This is a genomic window from Kouleothrix sp. 19917 (genome assembly GCF_057073505.1).
Genome location: NZ_CP097100.1, coordinates 130,806 through 148,686, shown reverse-complemented (window position 1 = coordinate 148,686; position 17,881 = coordinate 130,806). Strand labels below are relative to the sequence as shown.

The window sequence follows — 17,881 nt, the reverse complement described above, 5'->3', positions numbered from 1 at the left end:
AGAAGAGGGCAGGCGAAAGGAGCGAGACCGATTGAATAGAGAAAGCTCGGTAGAACTGACTTGGATGTGTCACGTATCTGCCCGATCGGCGATGATCAAACGTGTCCCTCCTGATTGATCATAGCGCACAGTATCGGACGTGAGTAAGAAATAGCTCATCACAAAGCGCAGAAGCCCTTGGTGTCCATATTGGGATCCAAGAGCTTCTACCTTTTTGCGCCTTCCGAGAGCGTCACGATTTGTAATGTGCGTTACGGAGGTTTAAGCTAAAGCGTTGCGTATCGATAGGTAGGCCATTGCGCTTGAATGCGGTGGTTTCCGAGACGCTGTCGGCCACACAAGGGCAGGCGCTCGACCCCTGACCCAGCAGCCGGCCGACGCACAGGGCCAGCGGCTGCCGGCATTGGTGGTGCTGCTCTCCGATGGTCAATCCTCCGCCGGTATGGCACCCAGTGAAGCCGTGGCGCAAGCCGTAGGCGTGCAGGTTCGGATCCACGGTCGGTATTGGGCAGCACGCCGAGTTGGACGAGGCGAGCTTGCAGGCGATCGCGCGGCAGACCGGCGGAAGGTACTTCTACGCGGCGGTGGCTGGCCACCTCGAACAGATCTACGGTGATCTGAGTAACCAGGTGAGCTGGATAGAGGAGCGCACGAAGATCACGACGCTCATAGGCGCGCTGGCAACGGTGCTCTTGCTTGCGGGTGGGGTGCTCAGCCTGCGCTGGTTCCAGCATTTCCCGTAGCGGCTGCTACACCATTCCTTGACCCACCACCACACGTTCACTGGCGCTTTCCCGCAGCCGTGCGGCATCGCGCATGGGTGGGGCGCCGAACAGCCGCCTGTACTCGCGGTTAAAATACGCCGCATCGTCGTATCCCACGCGATAGCCGGCGCTCGCTGCATCGAGGTGCTCCCCAAGCATGAGCCTCCTCGCCTCCTGCAGCCGCAGCTGCTTTTGGAACTGCAACGGGCTCAGCGCGGTAACGGCCTTGAAGTGGGCGTGGAAGCCCGAGACGCTCATCCCCACCTCGCGCGCGAGATCCTCGATCCGCAAGGGTTGGTCAAAGTGTTTTCGGATCCGCTCGATCGCCTGAGCAATACGGTGGGCGTAGCCACCTACCGTCGCGATCTGCTGGAGCCTGTCACGCTGCTCTCCCTTCAGGAGCCGGTAGACGATCTCGCGCTGCAGCAGCGGCGCCAGGAAGCCCGCGTCGTGCGGGGAGTCCTGTAGCCTGATGAGCCGCACCACCACGTCCAGCAAATCCGTATCAAGTGGGCTCACGTCAAGAGCACGTACGGAGGGGTGGCTCTGCGGCGACGGGTGCCCAGCCTCGACCATCACCGAGCCAACCAGGGTGGGGGTAAGCTCAATGCGGAGGCTCAGATAGGGGCACTCCGGCGAGGCCTCGACAACCTGTCCTACCACAGGCAGCTCAGCAGTGACGAGCAGGTAGTGTGCCGGGTCGTAGCGGTACTGGTCATCCCCCAGCAGCACAACCTTGCTGCCCTGGGCGATCACGCAGAAGGCCGGGACGAGCACGGCGTGGAGCGGCTGCGTCGGCGAGCAGGCGCGGTGGAAATGCAGCCCTGGCAGCGGCTCAACCGTCCCATCGGCCGGGAGGGTGCTCGCGATCCGCGCGACCAGCTCTTCACGGTTGGTGTGCGCATGCTGTCGCTCCCACGCTGCACGCTGTCCCTTGATCACATCCATAGTGCCTCGGCCTCTCTTTCTCCAGCCCCGGTGTTGAGTATTTAGAGGATTGTCCAATAATTCTCGATAATCATCATACCACATCATGGTCGAAAGCGCCTATACTGGATACGAAAGCGCGGAGGCGCTGCTGGCGCCGTCCAACGCCTGGGAGAATTGTGCAAGCAGCAGCGGTACGCGCTCCGCATATGCACAAGGAGAACAGTCCATGTCAACGGTGCCTACAGTTACTTTAAATAATGGTGTGGTCATGCCGCTTCTCGGGTTCGGCGTGTTTCAGATGAACGATGCCGAAGAGTGCGAGCGAAGCGTCTACGAGGCAATACGCGCAGGCTACCGTCTGATTGACACCGCGGCGGTGTATGGCAATGAGGCCGCGGTCGGCAAGGCCATCAAGCGAGCCGGTGTGGCACGCGAAGAGCTCTTCGTCACGACCAAGCTGTGGATTCAGGATGCCGGGTACGAACACACCAGGCAGGCGTTTGAACAGTCGTTGCAGAAGTTACAACTGGAGTATCTCGATCTGTACCTGATTCATCAGCCCTACGGGGATGTGTATGGCGAGTGGCGCGCGATGGAGGAGCTGTATCGGGAAGGCCGGGTGCGCGCCATCGGGGTCAGCAACTTCCACTCCGACCGGTTGATGGATCTGATTGTACACAACCAGGTGATTCCTGCGGTGAACCAGATCGAGACACATCCCTTCTATCAGCAGACCGAGACCCAGAAATTCCTACAGGACAACAGCGTGCAGATTGAGTCCTGGGGGCCGCTTGCCGAAGGCAGAAACAACATCTTCGAGAACGAGCTGCTGGGTTCCATCGCAACCAAGCATCAGAAGACCGTGGCGCAGGTCATTCTGCGCTGGCTGACCCAGCGCGGGGTCGTGGCGATTCCCAAATCCGTCCGCAAGGAGCGCATTGAGGAGAACTTCAGCATCTTCGATTTCGCCCTGAGCCCGGACGATATGGCGGCGATTGCAACGCTGGATACAAAAACCAGTCTCTTCGACCACCGCGATCCGAACATCGTGAAGCGGTTGGGCGAGGTAAAACTCACGACCTAAACGTACGAGCGGCCCGTTGGCATCTGCGACCGACGACGCCGGTCGTCGTGGAAAAGATGACGCGCGAATCAGCGCAGGGCAACTCACTGGAATTGAAGGGAGAAAGCGGTATGCAACAGCGCACACTCGGTACCAACCTCGCGGTCTCAACCCTCGGACTTGGCTGCATGGGACTCAGCCATGGCATGGGTCCCGCCACGGAGAAGCAGGAGGCGATCGCTTTGATCCGATCGGCCGTCGAACGCGGCGTGACATTTTTCGACACTGCGCAGGTCTACGGCCCGTTCACGAACGAGGAGCTGGTGGGCGAAGCCGTAGCCCCCGTTCGTGACCAGGTGGTGATCGCCACCAAGTTCGGCTTCGATTTCAGTGGCAAGGGTGGTCTGAACAGCCGACCTGAATATATCAAGCAAACGGTCGAGGATTCGCTCAAGCGGCTCAGAATTGAAACGATTGACCTGCTGTATCAACACCGGGTCGACCCGGACGTGCCGATCGAGGAGGTGGCTGGGACAGTCAAGGAGCTGATACAGGAGGGCAAGGTCAGGCACTTCGGCCTTTCGGAGGCGGGCGTACAAAACATTCGGCGTGCCCACGCAGTTCAGCCGGTCACAGCGCTCCAGAGCGAATACTCGCTGTGGTGGCGCGAGCCGGAAGCCGAGATTCTGCCCACCCTGGAGGAGCTTGGGATCGGCTTCGTGCCCTTCAGCCCGCTCGGCAAGGGTTTCCTGACCGGCGCGATCAGCGCGAACACGACGTTCGACACGAGCGACTTCCGCAACACCGTCCCGCGCTTCTCGGAAGAAAACCGCAAGGCGAACCAGGCCCTGGTCGATCTGGTCGGCAGGATCGCCGTGAAGAAGCAGGCGACGCCGGCGCAGATCGCGCTGGCCTGGGTGCTGGCCCAGCGACCGTGGATCGTGCCGATCCCCGGTACCACCAAGCTCCACCGCCTTGAGGAGAACCTCCATGCAGTCGACATTGAGCTGACACCCGACGATCTGCGGGAGATCGAAAGCAGCGTAGCGCAGATCACGATCCGCGGAGAGCGCTACTCCGAAAGCTCACAGCGGATGATCGATCGCTGAGCAGGTCGAAACGTGGCGTGACCGGATCAGATTACACGGCGAACAAGAACAGGAGACACGAGATGTCTGAAGCAAAAGAACCAACGGTCGCACAGAAGCTGGTCGGCGATTTCGCGCCCAAGCTGGCGCAACTCACGGACGAGGTTCTGTTCGGCGATGTCTGGGAGCGTGCCGAGCTCGCGCCGCGCGACCGCAGCCTGGTCACGGTCGCCGCGCTGATCGCGGGTGGCAACACCGAGCAGCTTGCAGGACACCTGAGCCGGGCAAAGCAGAACGGCCTATCGGAAACTGAGCTCGCTGAGGTGATCATCCACCTGGCCTTCTACGCTGGCTGGCCGCGCGCGATGTCCGCTGTCAAGATCGCGCGGGAGGTCTTCAAGAAGTAGCTCCAATCACGTGGCTCCAGGCAAAAGGCGAAGCACGATGAGTCTCGAAAAACGAACACTCGGCCGGCAAGGGCTTGAGGTCTCGGCGCTCGGTCTCGGCTGCATGGGCATGAGCCAGTCGTATGGCCCCGCCGACGAGACTGAGTCGATCGCCACCATCCACCGCGCCATCGAACTGGGCTGCACCTTCCTCGACACAGCGGAGGTGTACGGCCCCTACACCAACGAGGAGCTGCTGGGCCGGGCGCTCAAAGGGCGACGCGATGCGGTGATTCTCGCCACCAAGTTCGGCATGCGCATCGAGCAAGGGAAGCGCATGGGTCTCGACAGCCGGCCCGAGCACATCCGCCAGGTGGTTGAGGAGTCGCTGCGGCGCCTCCAAACTGACCGTATCGACCTGCTGTATCAGCACCGCGTCGACCCCGCGGTGCCGATCGAGGAAGTGGCGGGCACGGTGGGCGAGCTCATCAAGGCAGGCAAGGTGCGCTTCTTCGGCCTGTCCGAGGCGGGCGTCGCCAATATCCGGCGCGCACACGCCGTCTACCCAGTCTCGGCGCTCCAAAGTGAGTACTCGCTGTGGGAGCGGAACCTGGAAGCGGACATCATCCCAGTGCTGCGCGAACTCGGCATCGGCCTGGTGCCGTTCTCGCCGCTTGGTCGCGGCTTCCTGACCGGCGCGGTCAAGCGGGCGGAGGAATACCCCGAGGGTGACTTCCGGCGCGGCGACCCGCGCTACCAGGGTGAGAACTTCGATGCCAACGTGCGGGCAGCGGAGGCGGTGCGCGAGGTGGCGCAGTCGATCGGCATTACGCCGGCACAGGTTGCGATCGCCTGGCTGCTGCATAAGGGATCGGACATTGTGCCGATTCCAGGCACCAAGCGCGTCAAGTATCTGGAGGAGAACGTCGCCGCTGCACAGGTGACGCTCGACGCGGCGCAGATGCAGACGCTCGACGCGGCGCTCGCGCCGGAGAACATCTCTGGGCAGCGCTACAATTCCACGACGATGTCCATGATCGACCGCTAAGCACAATCTTGACAGGTCATCAGGATGGCTCCAGCAGCACCGTTGACACCTGACAATCTGTTTTGATATACCTGCCAGTGCATGGGTATCATTTTTGAAGGCATGCTGGCACGCAGGAGTTATGAGTATGAGCACGAGCAACACTACTATCGCAGGAAAAGTCGTCGTCATCACAGGCGCAAGCAGCGGAAACGGTGCAGCCACCGCGCGTCAACTGGCGCGGCTAGGGGCCAAACTGGTTCTCGGGGCACGGCGGCTCGACCGGCTTCAGGCGCTCGCGACCGAGCTGTCGCTGGGGGCTGACGCCGCCGTGCAGACCGATGTGACGCACTACGACCAGGTCAAGCATCTCGTGGATCACGCGGTGCAAACCCATGGGCGCATTGACGTGATCCTCAACAACGCTGGTCTGATGCCGCACTCGCCGCTTGAACGGGGCAAGATTGAGGATTGGGATCGCATGATCGATGTGAACTTGCGGGGCGTGCTCTATGGCATCGCCGCCGCGCTGCCGCATATGCAAGCGCAGAAGAGTGGTCACATCATCAATGTATCTTCAGTTGCCGGCCACAAGGTGCGGCCGGGCAGCGCCGTCTACGCCGCAACCAAGACCGCGGTTCGCGTGATCTCCGAGGGGCTGCGGCAGGAGGTCAAGCCATATAACATCCGGACAACCGTGATCTCGCCGGGTGCGGTCGCGACCGAGCTTGCAGATAGCGTCACCGAACCCGACATCGCGGCGAATGTCCGCCAGGCCATGGCAATCGCCGTCCCGGCTGACTCCTTCGCCACGATGGTGGTCTTCGCCATGAGCCAGCCAGAAGAGGTGGACATCAACGAGATCCTGTTCCGGCCGACCCGGCAGGAATTGTGATGAGCGACGAGTGGACCAGCCTACAGAGGCAGCCACCGGGGGTGACTGTTGGTAACGCTCACCATCAGCCGCGCCAGACGTGCCTTACGAACGTGATCAGCGCTCGCAGCGCCAACCATCGCTGCGTGCTCATTATATAGTACCTCGACAAACGAAAAAGGAGTTTCCCATGCCTCTACAACCCGATGGTCTGACCTTCGTCATCTCGCCGGAGGTCGACCGCACCCGTGTCACCTACAAGAACCGCTACGGGATCACCATCGCCGCCGACCTCTACACGGCGAAGGACCTCGACAAGAGCGGCCAGCATCCCGCGCTCATCATCGGCCCCAGCCATGGTGGCGTGAAGGAGCAAATGCCGGGCGTGTGGGCCAACCAACTGGCCCAGCGCGGCTATGTCGCTCTCGCATTCGACCCCTCCTACAAGGGAGACTCCGGCGGCGAGCCCCGCTTCGTGTCCTCGCCGGAAATCTTCATGGAAGACTTTAGCGCCGGCGTCGACTTCCTCGGAACCCTCGACTACGTCTCCCGCGACCGGATCGGGCTGGTCGGCATCTGCGGCTCGGGAGGCTTCGGCCTCGGCGCGGCACGCATGGACACCCGCATCAAGGCGGTCGTCACTGCCTCCATGTACGACATAGGCGAGAACTACCGCAACGGGTGGCAGCACTCCTGGAGCGACGCCGATCGACGCGCAGAGATGGACCGCCTCGCCGAGCAGCGCTGGGCTGACCTGGACGCCGGCACCGTAACCTACGACCCGATCTTCCCTGAGGAAGTGCCTCCCGCGCAGGTTCAGCTCGACCCGGTGACGAGCGAGTTCTTCGACTACTACGTCAAAAGCAACGACCGTGGCTACCACCCCCACTCCCAGGGCGGACACATCGCAGTGAGCCACCTCGGGTACATGGGATACGGCGGCCTGCGCTACCTCGAAGACATCAGCCCCCGGCCCGTCCTGATGATCGTCGGCGACCAGGCCTTCTCGCGCTGGTTCACCGAAGATGCAATGAAGGCGATGGGTGAGCCCAAGGAGCTCGTCGTCGTGCCGGGCGCACGACACATCGACCTCTACGACCGCCTCGACCTGATCCCCTTCGATAAGGTTGACGACTTCTTCACGAAGAACCTGCCGTGAGTCGCTCGGCCCCGTGGGCGTCTATCTTCGGCGCCCACCCTGGGAGGGGAACCGGCATCAAGGGCGTCCTCTACGGCACCGGCAACGCCGTGTGCGCCGCGACCAAGACCGCCGTGCGGGTTCTCTTCGAGGGGCTGCAGCAGGAGGTGAAGCCCTACAACCTCCGCACGACGGTCATCTCGCCGGGCGCGGTCGCGACGGAGCTGCCCGGCAGCGCCACCGAGGCGGACGTCGCGGCCGGCATCCAGCAGTTCTACGAGCAGGTTGCCATCCCGGCGGACTCGTTCGCGCGCTGCGTTGTGTTCGCCATGAGCCAGCCCGAGAACGTGGACGTCAACGAGATCCTGTTCCGACCGACCCGGCCTCCGTCGACACAGTCGCGACGTCGTCAGGGTAGTCGCGCCTGAACCCGAGCAGCGTCCATTTCACGCCGGGCGCCCGGACGGCGTTGCACAGCCACGCAAACATGGCGTTGAAGCGAGCGGGCACTCGCCACAGTGCCGCGCCTTCGGCCACAACCGAAGCCCAAGAGCATGTCAATGAACAAAAATCGAGTTGAAGCCTTCAGTGATGGCGTCTTTGCGATTGTGATTACCTTGCTCATTCTCGATATTCGAATTCCTGAGGTCGACTATAACCAACTGCTCGCAGCGCTCGTCGCTATGCTCCCCCGCATGTTCGCCTATGTCATCAGCTTCGGTGTCATCGGAGTCTACTGGCTTTCGCACCATCAGTCACTGCAGTTGATCGGAAAACTGAACGGCTTTCTGATTTGGCTCAACCTGATCTACCTGCTGGCGGTGAGCTTCATGCCATTTCCAACTGCGCTGTTGGGTCGCTACCCCCTGCAGCCAATCCCGATCATGATTTATGGGGTGAATCTGATCGCGGCGAATACGCTTGGAGTGATGCTCACGCTGTATCTACGCGCACACCCTGAATTGGGGAGTGGCCTTGCCCATTGGGCGAGCCACAAGGGCTTGTATGTCTCTGGCTTTGTCAATCTGAGCTACGTACTAGCCATACTGCTTGGGTTTGTCGCGCCGGCAGTGAGCTATGCTCTTTTTGTGGTTGTGCTGATGGTGGTGATTGTCTACCACAGTTTCGCTCCGGTTGCTCGGCCCACCGAAGGAACGCAGCGCCAAGAAGCCATAGAGGATTCACCATGATAGACACCGCCAACCCACGCCTTGATGCTTCCATGGATGCCCGCATGACCTGGTGGGAAATCTTACCGATGACAATTACCGCAGAAAAAAGTCTCTCGCTGAAGGCAACTGGGTTCTGCGCCGCCATTTCAGCTCTCTCATCGATCATAGCGCACATTACCACGCGTGAGAAAGCTTTGAGGTGATTACAAAGGGCAGGCTCTTGGCTGCTCCCCTATGGGGCCAAGAGCTTCTGCCCTTTATGCGCCACTTTGCCATCACTATTGATATTGTGCGCTTGTATTCTACCCTAGTAGCGAGCCGATGCCATTGGCTCGTATGCACAGCCGCATAGACACTGGACAGTATCGGCACATCATTGGATTGAGGCACAATTCCGCTATATCTTATCCTGAGTGTCCATGAAAGCGTCCCCTTCTCCCCTTGTGGGAGAAGGGATTGGGCGATGAGAGATCAAAATGGCGACGTTGGCGCAGCCCCATCGCGAAGGGCCTTCGCGACGGAAATACCTATCACGCGGTGCAACTCGTGTGTGGGCGCGGGCATCCTGCAGAACGTATCCACCGCGATTGGATTCGTCCCTTTGCCCGGCTGCGCCATTGGTTCGGCGAGCCGGGGCCAGTGTTCAACAGATCATAACGTTCAGGAAGCACCGCAAAACCCAGCTGGAAATCGACATGATCGCAGATGCCGCCGGCGAGGGTGAGGTGGTACAGGCTGCATCGTAGGCTTGCGGTAATGACACTGTCGACAATGAAGTTTTGCCGATACTCGTGGCCCCACGAGCTAGAAAAGCGATCGTTCTGTGGCGCCAAAAAGCACGAACCGTTGCCATACCTTCTTTATTATTCGCGCTGAACTGTGCGAAAATACTTGCCGATGTAGCGCTTGCGGGTCTTACCGTTCACAAACCAGTAGGCATACCAGTAGGGGCCGTGGCAGGCTCCACCTGCGCAACGGCACTGCGGCTTCCCGCAGCGTACATGCTCTAGGCGGTAGGTCACACCTCGCACCATGCGCTCCGCAACCACGCCTGGCGCAGACATCATCGTGGTCGGCGAATCTCTTGCAGCGAGCAGATCGCGCAGTGCCGCTGCTATCGCCTGCAGCTCGTCCGGATCCAGCTCCGACAGGGCCTCAATGATCTGGGTCTGATCCACAACGCGCTCCCTGGCGTCTTAGGTAATGTTTCGTATACATCGTGCGATGTATTACCTAAGACGTCACTATTGCCAAGGGACGCATCCCTCGGCCGCGCCATCTGAGCCGTAAATCGTCCACGCACCATAGCGTGTCGCACGTAGCGCCTGGCGCGGTTCTGGTCACTACAATCTTAGGTAATATCGCCTCATACCTTCGGGCAAACATTACCTAAGACCCCCTGGATCCGCAGCTACCGATGCGTCGCCGCTCGTATCTCCGGCCAACGCATCACCGACGCGTGTCGCACTCTTGATCAGCGCGTCGACGTAGGGCGCGTAGCGCGTCGCCAGCAGCTTCCCCTGAAACGCCGATGCCGCCCGCACCTGCCCGCCGTCGAGGTCCGACCCGCCCAGCGCACCGCGCAGCATTGGTGGAAGCTGCTCCCACTGCTCCGCCGCGATCCAGGCCGGGCGCCGCTCCGGCGGGGGCGGGGGCGCTGGCGGGGGCGCGATCAACGCGAGCTGCGGCGGCGCGTCCCAGCCAAGCTCGCGCAGCGCCGTGGCGATCTGCGGCAGCACCGCCTGAAGCGCCGTCGCGTCCTCGACGTTGTGGCACGCCAGGATCGGCGTATCATCCTCCGCCACCACCTCGACGCGCTCGATGATTGGCCCTATCTCGCGCCGCATCCAGCGCAGGCGCTCTCGCAGCTTGCTGCCGAGCAGATCGATCGGTACTCGTGGCGCTGGCGCATTGGGCACCTCGGCCAGCGTTTCCCCCTCGTCCGGCTCATCGCTGATAAGCCCGCTGGCCCGCATATCTGCGATCACCTTTGCCCAGTCGACGGTCTCCTGCTGCGCCCGCGATCGATAGCCCGTGATACGCCAGCCATGCTTGCGTGCATCGCGGATCAGGGACACCGCCCAGGCGGCCTGGTCGCGCACTCCTGGGCGCGCCCGCGCGTCCGCGATCGCCGCCTCGACAACATGGATCGGCGTGTCCGCCAGCTCGGCGACGACGGCGGGCCGGACGTTGAATGCCCTGAGCGCCCGCGCCGCCTCCGTGTCCGGGGCCGCGGCGGCCCCGCTTTCCACTCTTTTTTCCGCCGATCCTGATCCACCACCACTAACATCCTCTGCCGGCTGTGGGGGGGTTGGGGGGGGAGTGCTTGAGTCCTTTTGATCCCTGGATTCCCATGTGATCCCTGTGAGTCGCACATCTGATCGGGTTTGGGGCGATGCTGCTGCGATTGGTTCGGCTGGAACCTCCTCGGGCGAACCGATCATGGCACCGATCATGGCACCGATCATCGATCCGATCATCCCCGGTGGGACAAAAAAAAGCGGCTGCGCGCGGCCGCTCTCGTCGTTCTGAGCTGGCATCGATACCATCCCGAGCTTGCGCGCCCCGCTCGTCGTCAGCTCCGTGTCGCGCAGCTCCTCGGACTCATCGAGTGTCAGGGGGCGCTGTGAGATGATCGCCAGCAGGCGTGCGTCGCTCGGGAGCGGGCGGGCCTGCCCGTCGCGGACGAGGCCGAGCCAGCGAAGCGCGGGAGTCTCGTGAGGAAGACCCGCCAGGGTGAGCGCATAGCAGCCAATATCGGCCAGGGACAGCGCCGGCGTCGTTATGTAACGAGTAATCGGGGCCGTCTCGGTGGGATGCGGTGTGATTTTGCCCATGCAAATATCGAGAAGCGAGCGGTCGAGCGGCAGGCGGTCAACATGGCGGGGGCGACCCATACACGGTTGCCCGATATGCCAGGGCTGCGAAATCCCTTTGATGCGCCCCCACGTCGGCGCATAGCGCGTTTTATGACCGCGCCGCGTGGTCGCGAGCAGCCAGCCGCCATCCACAAGCCGCTTCAATGCGCGGATGACCGCGCCGCGCGAGAGTGTTGGGTCGTAGCGGAGGACATCGGGAACAGAGAGCGGGATGGGCTCCTGGACGACGAAGTACAGGCGGCCAAGCAGGGCGTACAGGCTAATTGCCAGCGGATTGTCGTGGACGTCGGTGATCAGCCGCTGTGGAACAGGACAGTAGTTGCTGGGATGTGATGGCGCGGCGTGAAATGGCGCGGGCGGTCGATCTGCCGCCGGCGCTGTGTGGGCCAGCATCTCCGATTACTCCTCGCGCTACTACGTGGTAGGCGGCAGCGCATCTATGTCCGAGTATTGACATCGGACTTGGGCGGATACTATAATCGGAGCAACTCAAAGCCGACCTTTCTTGGCGGAGGGCTGTGCAACAACACAGCACCGATCCTTCCAATCGAAGGCTAGGCGACGGGGCTGGAACAGACCATTCGAGAGAGCTTGGCAGGCATTATCGAGTGGTCTGAGACCCCACGAGCTTTGGATTACTCCGAACGGATGGGGCGCCGCGACGATGCGGCGCTTCGCCGTTGGAGGGCGTACTGAGCGACCGAAACCGGCCTCAGTGTACTCACCTCGAACAGGTGTTGGATGCGATCACAGTGGTTATTCTGCTGCGCCAAAGTCATCGCGGCACCTCCGTACAGGTGTCGCAGACAAACAATTCAGTGCTTCTATCCTAGCAAGGATGCGCGACATGAACAAGAGTGCTACGCGACACTTTCTCCTCTGTTTCGCGTCAAATTCTCCCTTGCTAAGCGACATGCTCGTCATGACCGCCACAGTTGGGGTTTCATAGGAGGTTGCGATGGGTTTTGGACTGAGTCATTCTCAGATTATTACATTAAGTATGGCATCCTAATGCGCTGCTTGATGGCCCACATCTTCGCGTCATGTCCATGTCGCGCATGACGTGAAGAGCTGCCGGTCTTCGCGTCATAACCATGACGCGCATGTCGCGAAGAGCCGTCACTTCTCGCACCGACTACCTCCGCATCCCAATAGATGACCTCGTACTGAGATGTTCTGAGTCTGTTGACCAGGATACAAGCGTATTCGGTTTTCTGCCCAAGTCGCGGAAAATGCTGAGGTTGGAGGAGTGTAGCGGTGTCACTATAATGACACTGCGAGAGGTGTCACTATAATGACACTGCGAATCGTCGTTTACACTTTGTAGATGCTTGGATCTCTCTCGGATGGTATCGATCAGGACAAGCTACTCCAGGAGGCCGCCGGCTGGCTACAGGTGGAATGGTGCTTGACCACGACTCGGCTCCTTCCTATCTTCGACGAAGAATTGGGCTGGCGAGGGATAATGAGCCGCAGATGCTCACAAACAGGTGTGGGATTGAGAATGCAAGCGCTGGTAGAAGAGGTTGCGCGTCGTGCGCGTCACCGCTGCGTCGCGTATGTCGTAAAGAGCGGAGCGGGTGTTGCGCGTCGTGCCCGTCACCGCTGCGTCGCGTATGTCGTGAAGAGTGGAGAAGGAATTCCACACCACGCGTCATCCGTAGTGCCACATCGTCTTCGTGCTATGTGCGCCAGTCAAACGTCGCGTATACCGTATAGGGATTAGCTGTTTGGAGAAAAAAATGAAGCCTGCGTGGGGGTATTTTCGGTCAACTCGTACTGTGTTTGATGACTGCCCCCAACTCTCCGCAGCAGGCCGATCTCGATGAGCTGAGTAGTCTCACGGTTGACCTGACGATGCTGAATCGGGTCACCGGTCGTGTTCAGCTGTCCCGTAATTTGCTGTGCGGTCGCTTGACCACCCAGGGTGCGCACAATAGCCAGGATGCGGCGCTGCCGATCGGTCAGTTTCGCGTAAACCCCACCCTCGTAGAATGTTTCGGGTGCTCGCCCCACGAGCGTGACCCGAAAAAACTTGTGATCTAGATCCTCGAACTGAGGGCGCGGGAGCCGCGCCCGCTCGTATTCACGCAGAATTGTGTCCACCCCCTGGCCAGCTTCCTCGCCGAGGCCAGCCTGGCGCAGAATCTCCGCAATGATTGGGTTCCGCGACTCGTGGACCTCGGCAATTCGATCCACGGTAACCCCGGCCGGCAAACCACCAGGATTCGTCATCAATATGTGGGTTGGGAACATCAGCACATCAGCCACCACACCTCGCTGAGTGTAATCACGGTGGCCCAGGAGATTCACGAGCGCCTCGCGAACCGCCGGGAGTGGCCACTGGTAGACATCCTCGCGCTCTAGCGAGCCGCGGTGCAGATTCTCCAGATTCATTCCTTTGCGCATATTGTTGAAAAGATACTCTTGCACCCTGGATGCCTGGTCGAAAATGGTGCCGTCAATGCGATCACGGTTCAATACCTCATTGGAATGGACGTAACTACCAGTATAGTGAACCAGCGAAATAATGGCATTAGGAAACACGCTCTGCGGATTCCTCCCAAAGCACATGATCCCAGCGATCGTAGCGCAGAGGTCATTGTCGTCTTCTGCCAGGCATCCGGTGTTTTTCCAGAACGCCTCAACACCAGCCGGACCCCGATAACGACGCCGCTCCACCGCACGTGTGATGTGCTCGGCGGTCTTCTCAGGGTCAAGATGCTCCGGCCCGACTCCGCGGATAGGCAGACTGTCGATGCTGCGCAACTTTTGCAGGTCGATATAGTCAGTCATAGCACCAATTCATTCCTACCCGCAGTGGGGTGTTCTTTGCGCAGTGAAAACGCTTTTTTGTACCATAGTCTTTCTTCGCCGTCAAATGCTACGGCAGCTTTGAACCTGGCGATAGACCGGCGCCTAATAGCGTGTGAGCAGCCCGTTCCACGCCTGCTCGCCCGCCGGACTGCCGAGTCGGGCCAGCGCAATCAGATGCGCGGTCGTGGCATCATGCTCGAACTCCATTGTGCGTCCTGCCTCGCTTCGCCAACACCTGTATGCAGTTTAACGACAGATCGCGTCGTTTGGTTCGGTCTCTTCGGATATGTCGAGGGATACCTGCGCGGGGGTCGCCGCGAACCGCGCCACCGAGAGTTGAGAGCGGGAGCGGTGCGCGGTGGGGTATCGGACAGCACATGAACACTGTGCATTGATGCTATACTTGGGTTCATTAGGACACACGTTCGCGTGTCGTGCGGAGGGTTTGCCTGTGGCGTTCGATTGCGTTTTCCTCGGTGGGGCTGCTGGGGTCGGCGCGAGTTGTCTCGCGTTTCGGCTCGGTGAGCGCTGGATCATTGTCGATGCCGGTGTGCGGGTCGGCGCCCCACCCGATCAGCGTCTCCCCGATCTGGCGTTTTTAGCGGATAAAGATGTCACCGCCATCCTCATCACTCACGCGCACGCCGATCATATCGGTGCGCTGCCCCTCCTCCGCGAGCGATTTCCGACTGTCCCAATCTACGCGTCGCCCGCGACAATCGCGCTAATGCGTGTGATGTTTGCTGACGCGCTGCGGATTATGGCGCGGCGCGCCGCCGAAGAATTGGAGGTTCCGCTGTTCGACGATGCGCTGGTCGCTGCAACCTTGCGACGGCTACGCCCCCTACCCACCGGCACCCCACGCGTCCTCCCCGGTCTGCCGTCCCTGAAGGTGACCACCGTTCCGGCGGGTCATATCGCCGGCGCGATGAGCCTGGCCATGCAGACACCCGAGGGCTACGTGGTAGTAAGCGGTGACCTGAGTTGCGCGCCGCAACGCACGGTGCCTCCTGCCACCTCCCCCAAGCAGCGCGACCCTGACCTGCTCATCTTGGAAAGCACCTACGGCGGACGGACGCACCCTGACCGTCGGGAAGAGGAGCGCCGGCTGGCTCACGCCGTCGCCGGTCATATCCAGGCCGGCCGACATTGTCTGATACCTGCCTTCGCGCTCGGCCGCGCGCAAGAAATCATGATCATCTTGCGAACGGCACAGGAGAAGAATCTCGTCCCGCGCTTCCCGGTCTGGGTCGACGGACTCATACGCCAGGTTTGCGACGTCTACACAACGATACCCGAGGCGCTCACCCCGCCGCTTCAACACCGCATCCGCAGCGGCGTCAACCCCTTCTTCTTCCGCGGCATCCGGCCGGTTGAGACACCTGATCAGCGTTGGGCGATCCTCGATGGCCCACCCTGCTGCATCATTAGTAGCAGTGGCATGCTGACCGGCGGTCCCAGCGCCTTCTATGCACGTCACCTCGTCGGACAGCCCAACGCCGCGATTCTGATAACGGGCTATCAAGATGAAGAGTCGCCGGGCCGCCAACTGCTGGCCGTGGCAGCACGGCAAGAAGGCACGTTGACCATCGGGGCGTTCGACAAGCGGTGCAGTGCCAGGTGGAAACCTATGCCTTGAGCGCCCACGCGGACCAGGCCGAGCTTGCCGCCTACGTTCGCACACTGCGTCCGGCGCAGGTGGCCCTGGTGCATGGAGATACGGACGCTCGCGCCGCGCTGGCCGACCATCTGCGGATGCAAGGCGACACTGTGCGCTGCCCGGCTGATGGCGAGATGATCGCCATCACGCCTCGTCGGGGATCGACACCTGCCATCGCGCACGGCCCGCTATCGGATGCACCGCCAGCACAGCTCAACGCCGTACCCGTCGATCGAGTGCCGCAGGTCGTGTCCCCGGCACCTGCGATCATTGATCTTACCAGCGCAGCCCTGGAGCCGCCGGCCCAACCCCTCACGCAGTTCGTGGCCAGCCAGATAGCGCACGCGGTGCTGAACGGGGCGGCAACGCGGATTGGAGTCCATCCGCACCAGCCGGCGACGTTCGTGATCCGGTTTCCGCTACCTGAAGTGGACCGAGAACGCTATGCAACGCAATTAGCCGAGGTGGCCATACGCACCGGCTGGACGGTCACGGTGCATCCGAATGCCCAGATGCAGGCACTTTTAGCCGCGCTACCACCCGATCTGGCGTTGGCCCGTTCGCCGTCGGTGTACCAGGAACAGCGCCAGGTCGTGGTGTATTGTGATGAACCAGTCGACGCCACTGCGGAGCACGAATACACGACCGCATTTGCAGCGGCGACGGGGGGCTGGCAACTCATCATCCGCAGTGCAGATCAGGGAGCTGTCACTTGAATTGCGACAGCTCGTCGTGCGAAACCGTGGTGGAAGCGGCGGCAGGCGGCGACCAGAAACCAAAGCCGCGCGGCAGGATGCAATACAGCAGCTAATCAATAAGCCTGACGTCAGGAACCCAGGGGCTAAAGCACCTGGGCTTGTGTGGCAAGCGAAAGCCAATCGCGACCCCACAACGTAAGTCCTGACTAGCCGCCACGGGCAATCCGCGGGACAAACAACTGAGCCGACTGGGCGTGGCAGCTCGAACGACGATGGGGACGCCTCCCTAATCTCCATCCTCTCGGTCGGCCAGTGGCGAAGGGATCAGTTGTTCTGTCTGTAGAGACGTTAAACACTTGAGGATCTCCATGCAGCCATTCATCCCCGTCATCAGCGCAAACGGCAAGCGACTGATGCCCACGACCAATCGCAAAGCCGACCGCCTGATCGCCAGCGGCCGGGCACTCAGGCGCTTCTCACGCGGCCTGTTCTACATCCAGTTGACCGACCGCACGGACGGCTACACGCAGCCGATCGCGGTTGGGATCGATCCCGGCAGCAAGAAGGAAGCCTTCACTGTGCAGTCCACCGCGCACGCCTTCCTCAACGTCCAGGCCGACGCGGTAACGTGGGTCAAAGAGCATATCAAGACCAGGCGGGATATGCGCCGCATAAGACGCTACCGCAAGACGCCCTGTCGGGCCTGTCGACCGAATCGGCTGCGAGGGCGCATCTGCCTCCCACCCTCGACGCGGGCGCGCTGGGACTGGAAGATGCGGCTACTCAGGTGGCTGGCCCGCCACTACCCGATCACCGACGTGGTGATCGAGGACATTGCGGCCACTACCAGGAAGGGCAAACGCCGCTGGAACGAGTCCTTCAGCCCGCTCCAGGTAGGCAAACTATGGTTTTATGGCCAGGTTGAGCAAATCGCAGAGCTGACGGTTGTGCCGAGCCGTTTCACCAGTGGTCTGCGTGACCAGGCAGGATTGGTCAAGTCGCGAGCGAAACTGTCTGACCGCTGGGATGCCCACTGCGTCGACTCGTTTGTGCTGGCGAGCTACCGCGTCGGCGGGCCGTCACGGCCGGGCAGCACCGCCATGCTCTACATCACGCCGCTTCAGTTCCATCGTCGGCAACTACACCGCCTGCAACCAGAGAAGGGCGGAAAGCGCAAGCCCTACGGTGGCACGATCAGCCTGGGACTGAAGCGTGGATCGTGGGTGCGCCATCCCAAGTATGGGATCGTGTATGTGGGTGGGACGCGAGCTGAAGGCTCTCTCAGCCTCCATGAGCTACAGACAGGCAAGCGCTTGACGACCCATGCTAAGGTAGGAGATTGTCAGTTCCTCTGCACCGCGTCCTGGCGCGTGCGCTAAAGCTGG

Annotated in this window: 16 protein-coding genes and 1 pseudogene; 13 read left to right on the top strand and 4 right to left on the bottom strand. The window is 61.2% G+C overall.

The window, feature by feature from the left end:
- Positions 1-521 precede the first annotated feature (521 nt).
- A complete protein-coding gene (locus M1P90_RS35380; RefSeq protein ID WP_483705702.1) occupies positions 522-743 on the top strand; it encodes a hypothetical protein in 222 nt (73 codons plus the stop codon).
- Positions 744-749: 6 nt separating this feature from the next.
- Here M1P90_RS35380 and M1P90_RS35375 read toward each other — a convergent pair whose 3' ends face one another.
- On the bottom strand, positions 750-1,712 hold the full coding sequence (locus M1P90_RS35375; protein WP_483705700.1) for an AraC family transcriptional regulator: 963 nt from the start codon (positions 1,710-1,712) through the stop codon (positions 750-752).
- 208 nt (positions 1,713-1,920) lie between these two features.
- Here M1P90_RS35375 and M1P90_RS35370 point away from each other — a divergent pair, with 208 nt between their 5' ends.
- The 9 genes and pseudogenes from M1P90_RS35370 (at position 1,921) to M1P90_RS35330 (ending at position 8,645) form a co-directional block, all read left to right on the top strand.
- Positions 1,921-2,778 (top strand): aldo/keto reductase, encoded by an 858-nt coding sequence (locus M1P90_RS35370; RefSeq protein ID WP_483705698.1) that lies wholly within the window; start codon positions 1,921-1,923, stop codon positions 2,776-2,778.
- A gap of 110 nt (positions 2,779-2,888) precedes the next feature.
- The gene (locus tag M1P90_RS35365; protein WP_483705696.1) at positions 2,889-3,866 is read left to right on the top strand and encodes an aldo/keto reductase; all 978 of its coding nucleotides are present in this window, start codon (positions 2,889-2,891) and stop codon (positions 3,864-3,866) included.
- A gap of 62 nt (positions 3,867-3,928) precedes the next feature.
- Complete coding sequence (locus tag M1P90_RS35360; protein WP_483705694.1) at positions 3,929-4,252, top strand: carboxymuconolactone decarboxylase family protein; 324 nt, start codon at positions 3,929-3,931, stop codon at positions 4,250-4,252.
- 37 nt (positions 4,253-4,289) lie between these two features.
- On the top strand, positions 4,290-5,279 hold the full coding sequence (locus M1P90_RS35355; RefSeq protein WP_483705692.1) for an aldo/keto reductase: 990 nt from the start codon (positions 4,290-4,292) through the stop codon (positions 5,277-5,279).
- Positions 5,280-5,406: 127 nt separating this feature from the next.
- The gene (locus tag M1P90_RS35350; protein WP_483705690.1) at positions 5,407-6,153 is read left to right on the top strand and encodes an SDR family oxidoreductase; all 747 of its coding nucleotides are present in this window, start codon (positions 5,407-5,409) and stop codon (positions 6,151-6,153) included.
- A gap of 169 nt (positions 6,154-6,322) precedes the next feature.
- Complete coding sequence (locus M1P90_RS35345) at positions 6,323-7,291, top strand: alpha/beta hydrolase (RefSeq protein WP_483705689.1); 969 nt, start codon at positions 6,323-6,325, stop codon at positions 7,289-7,291.
- Between the two features lie 74 nt (positions 7,292-7,365).
- Positions 7,366-7,698 (top strand): annotated as a pseudogene (locus tag M1P90_RS35340) (SDR family oxidoreductase); the annotation flags it as partial.
- 132 nt (positions 7,699-7,830) lie between these two features.
- On the top strand, positions 7,831-8,460 hold the full coding sequence (locus M1P90_RS35335) for a TMEM175 family protein (RefSeq protein ID WP_483705687.1): 630 nt from the start codon (positions 7,831-7,833) through the stop codon (positions 8,458-8,460).
- Positions 8,457-8,645 carry a hypothetical protein gene (locus tag M1P90_RS35330; protein WP_483705685.1) on the top strand — a complete coding sequence of 63 codons (189 nt, stop codon included), beginning with the start codon at positions 8,457-8,459 and terminating at the stop codon, positions 8,643-8,645. Before M1P90_RS35335 ends, M1P90_RS35330 begins: the two co-directional genes overlap by 4 nt.
- Before the next feature lie 660 nt (positions 8,646-9,305).
- Here the strand turns inward: M1P90_RS35330 and M1P90_RS35325 are convergent.
- The 3 genes from M1P90_RS35325 to M1P90_RS35315 form a co-directional block, all read right to left on the bottom strand.
- Complete coding sequence (locus M1P90_RS35325; protein WP_483705683.1) at positions 9,306-9,620, bottom strand: DUF6788 family protein; 315 nt, start codon at positions 9,618-9,620, stop codon at positions 9,306-9,308.
- Between the two features lie 207 nt (positions 9,621-9,827).
- Positions 9,828-11,714 carry a hypothetical protein gene (locus M1P90_RS35320; RefSeq protein ID WP_483705682.1) on the bottom strand — a complete coding sequence of 629 codons (1,887 nt, stop codon included), beginning with the start codon at positions 11,712-11,714 and terminating at the stop codon, positions 9,828-9,830.
- A gap of 1,329 nt (positions 11,715-13,043) precedes the next feature.
- Entirely contained in the window at positions 13,044-14,117 is a 1,074-nt protein-coding gene (locus M1P90_RS35315) for an ATP-binding protein (protein WP_483705681.1), read from the bottom strand.
- A gap of 472 nt (positions 14,118-14,589) precedes the next feature.
- Here M1P90_RS35315 and M1P90_RS35310 point away from each other — a divergent pair, with 472 nt between their 5' ends.
- The 3 genes from M1P90_RS35310 to M1P90_RS35300 all read left to right on the top strand — a co-directional run bounded on the left by M1P90_RS35310 (position 14,590) and on the right by M1P90_RS35300 (position 17,875).
- A complete protein-coding gene (locus M1P90_RS35310; RefSeq protein ID WP_483705679.1) occupies positions 14,590-15,777 on the top strand; it encodes an MBL fold metallo-hydrolase in 1,188 nt (395 codons plus the stop codon).
- Positions 15,759-16,514, top strand: coding sequence for an MBL fold metallo-hydrolase RNA specificity domain-containing protein (locus M1P90_RS35305; protein ID WP_483705677.1), 756 nt, complete (start codon positions 15,759-15,761; stop codon positions 16,512-16,514). Before M1P90_RS35310 ends, M1P90_RS35305 begins: the two co-directional genes overlap by 19 nt.
- 350 nt (positions 16,515-16,864) lie before the next feature.
- Positions 16,865-17,875: an RRXRR domain-containing protein gene (locus M1P90_RS35300; RefSeq protein ID WP_483705675.1), complete on the top strand. Its 1,011-nt coding sequence runs from the start codon at positions 16,865-16,867 to the stop codon at positions 17,873-17,875.
- Positions 17,876-17,881 lie beyond the last annotated feature (6 nt).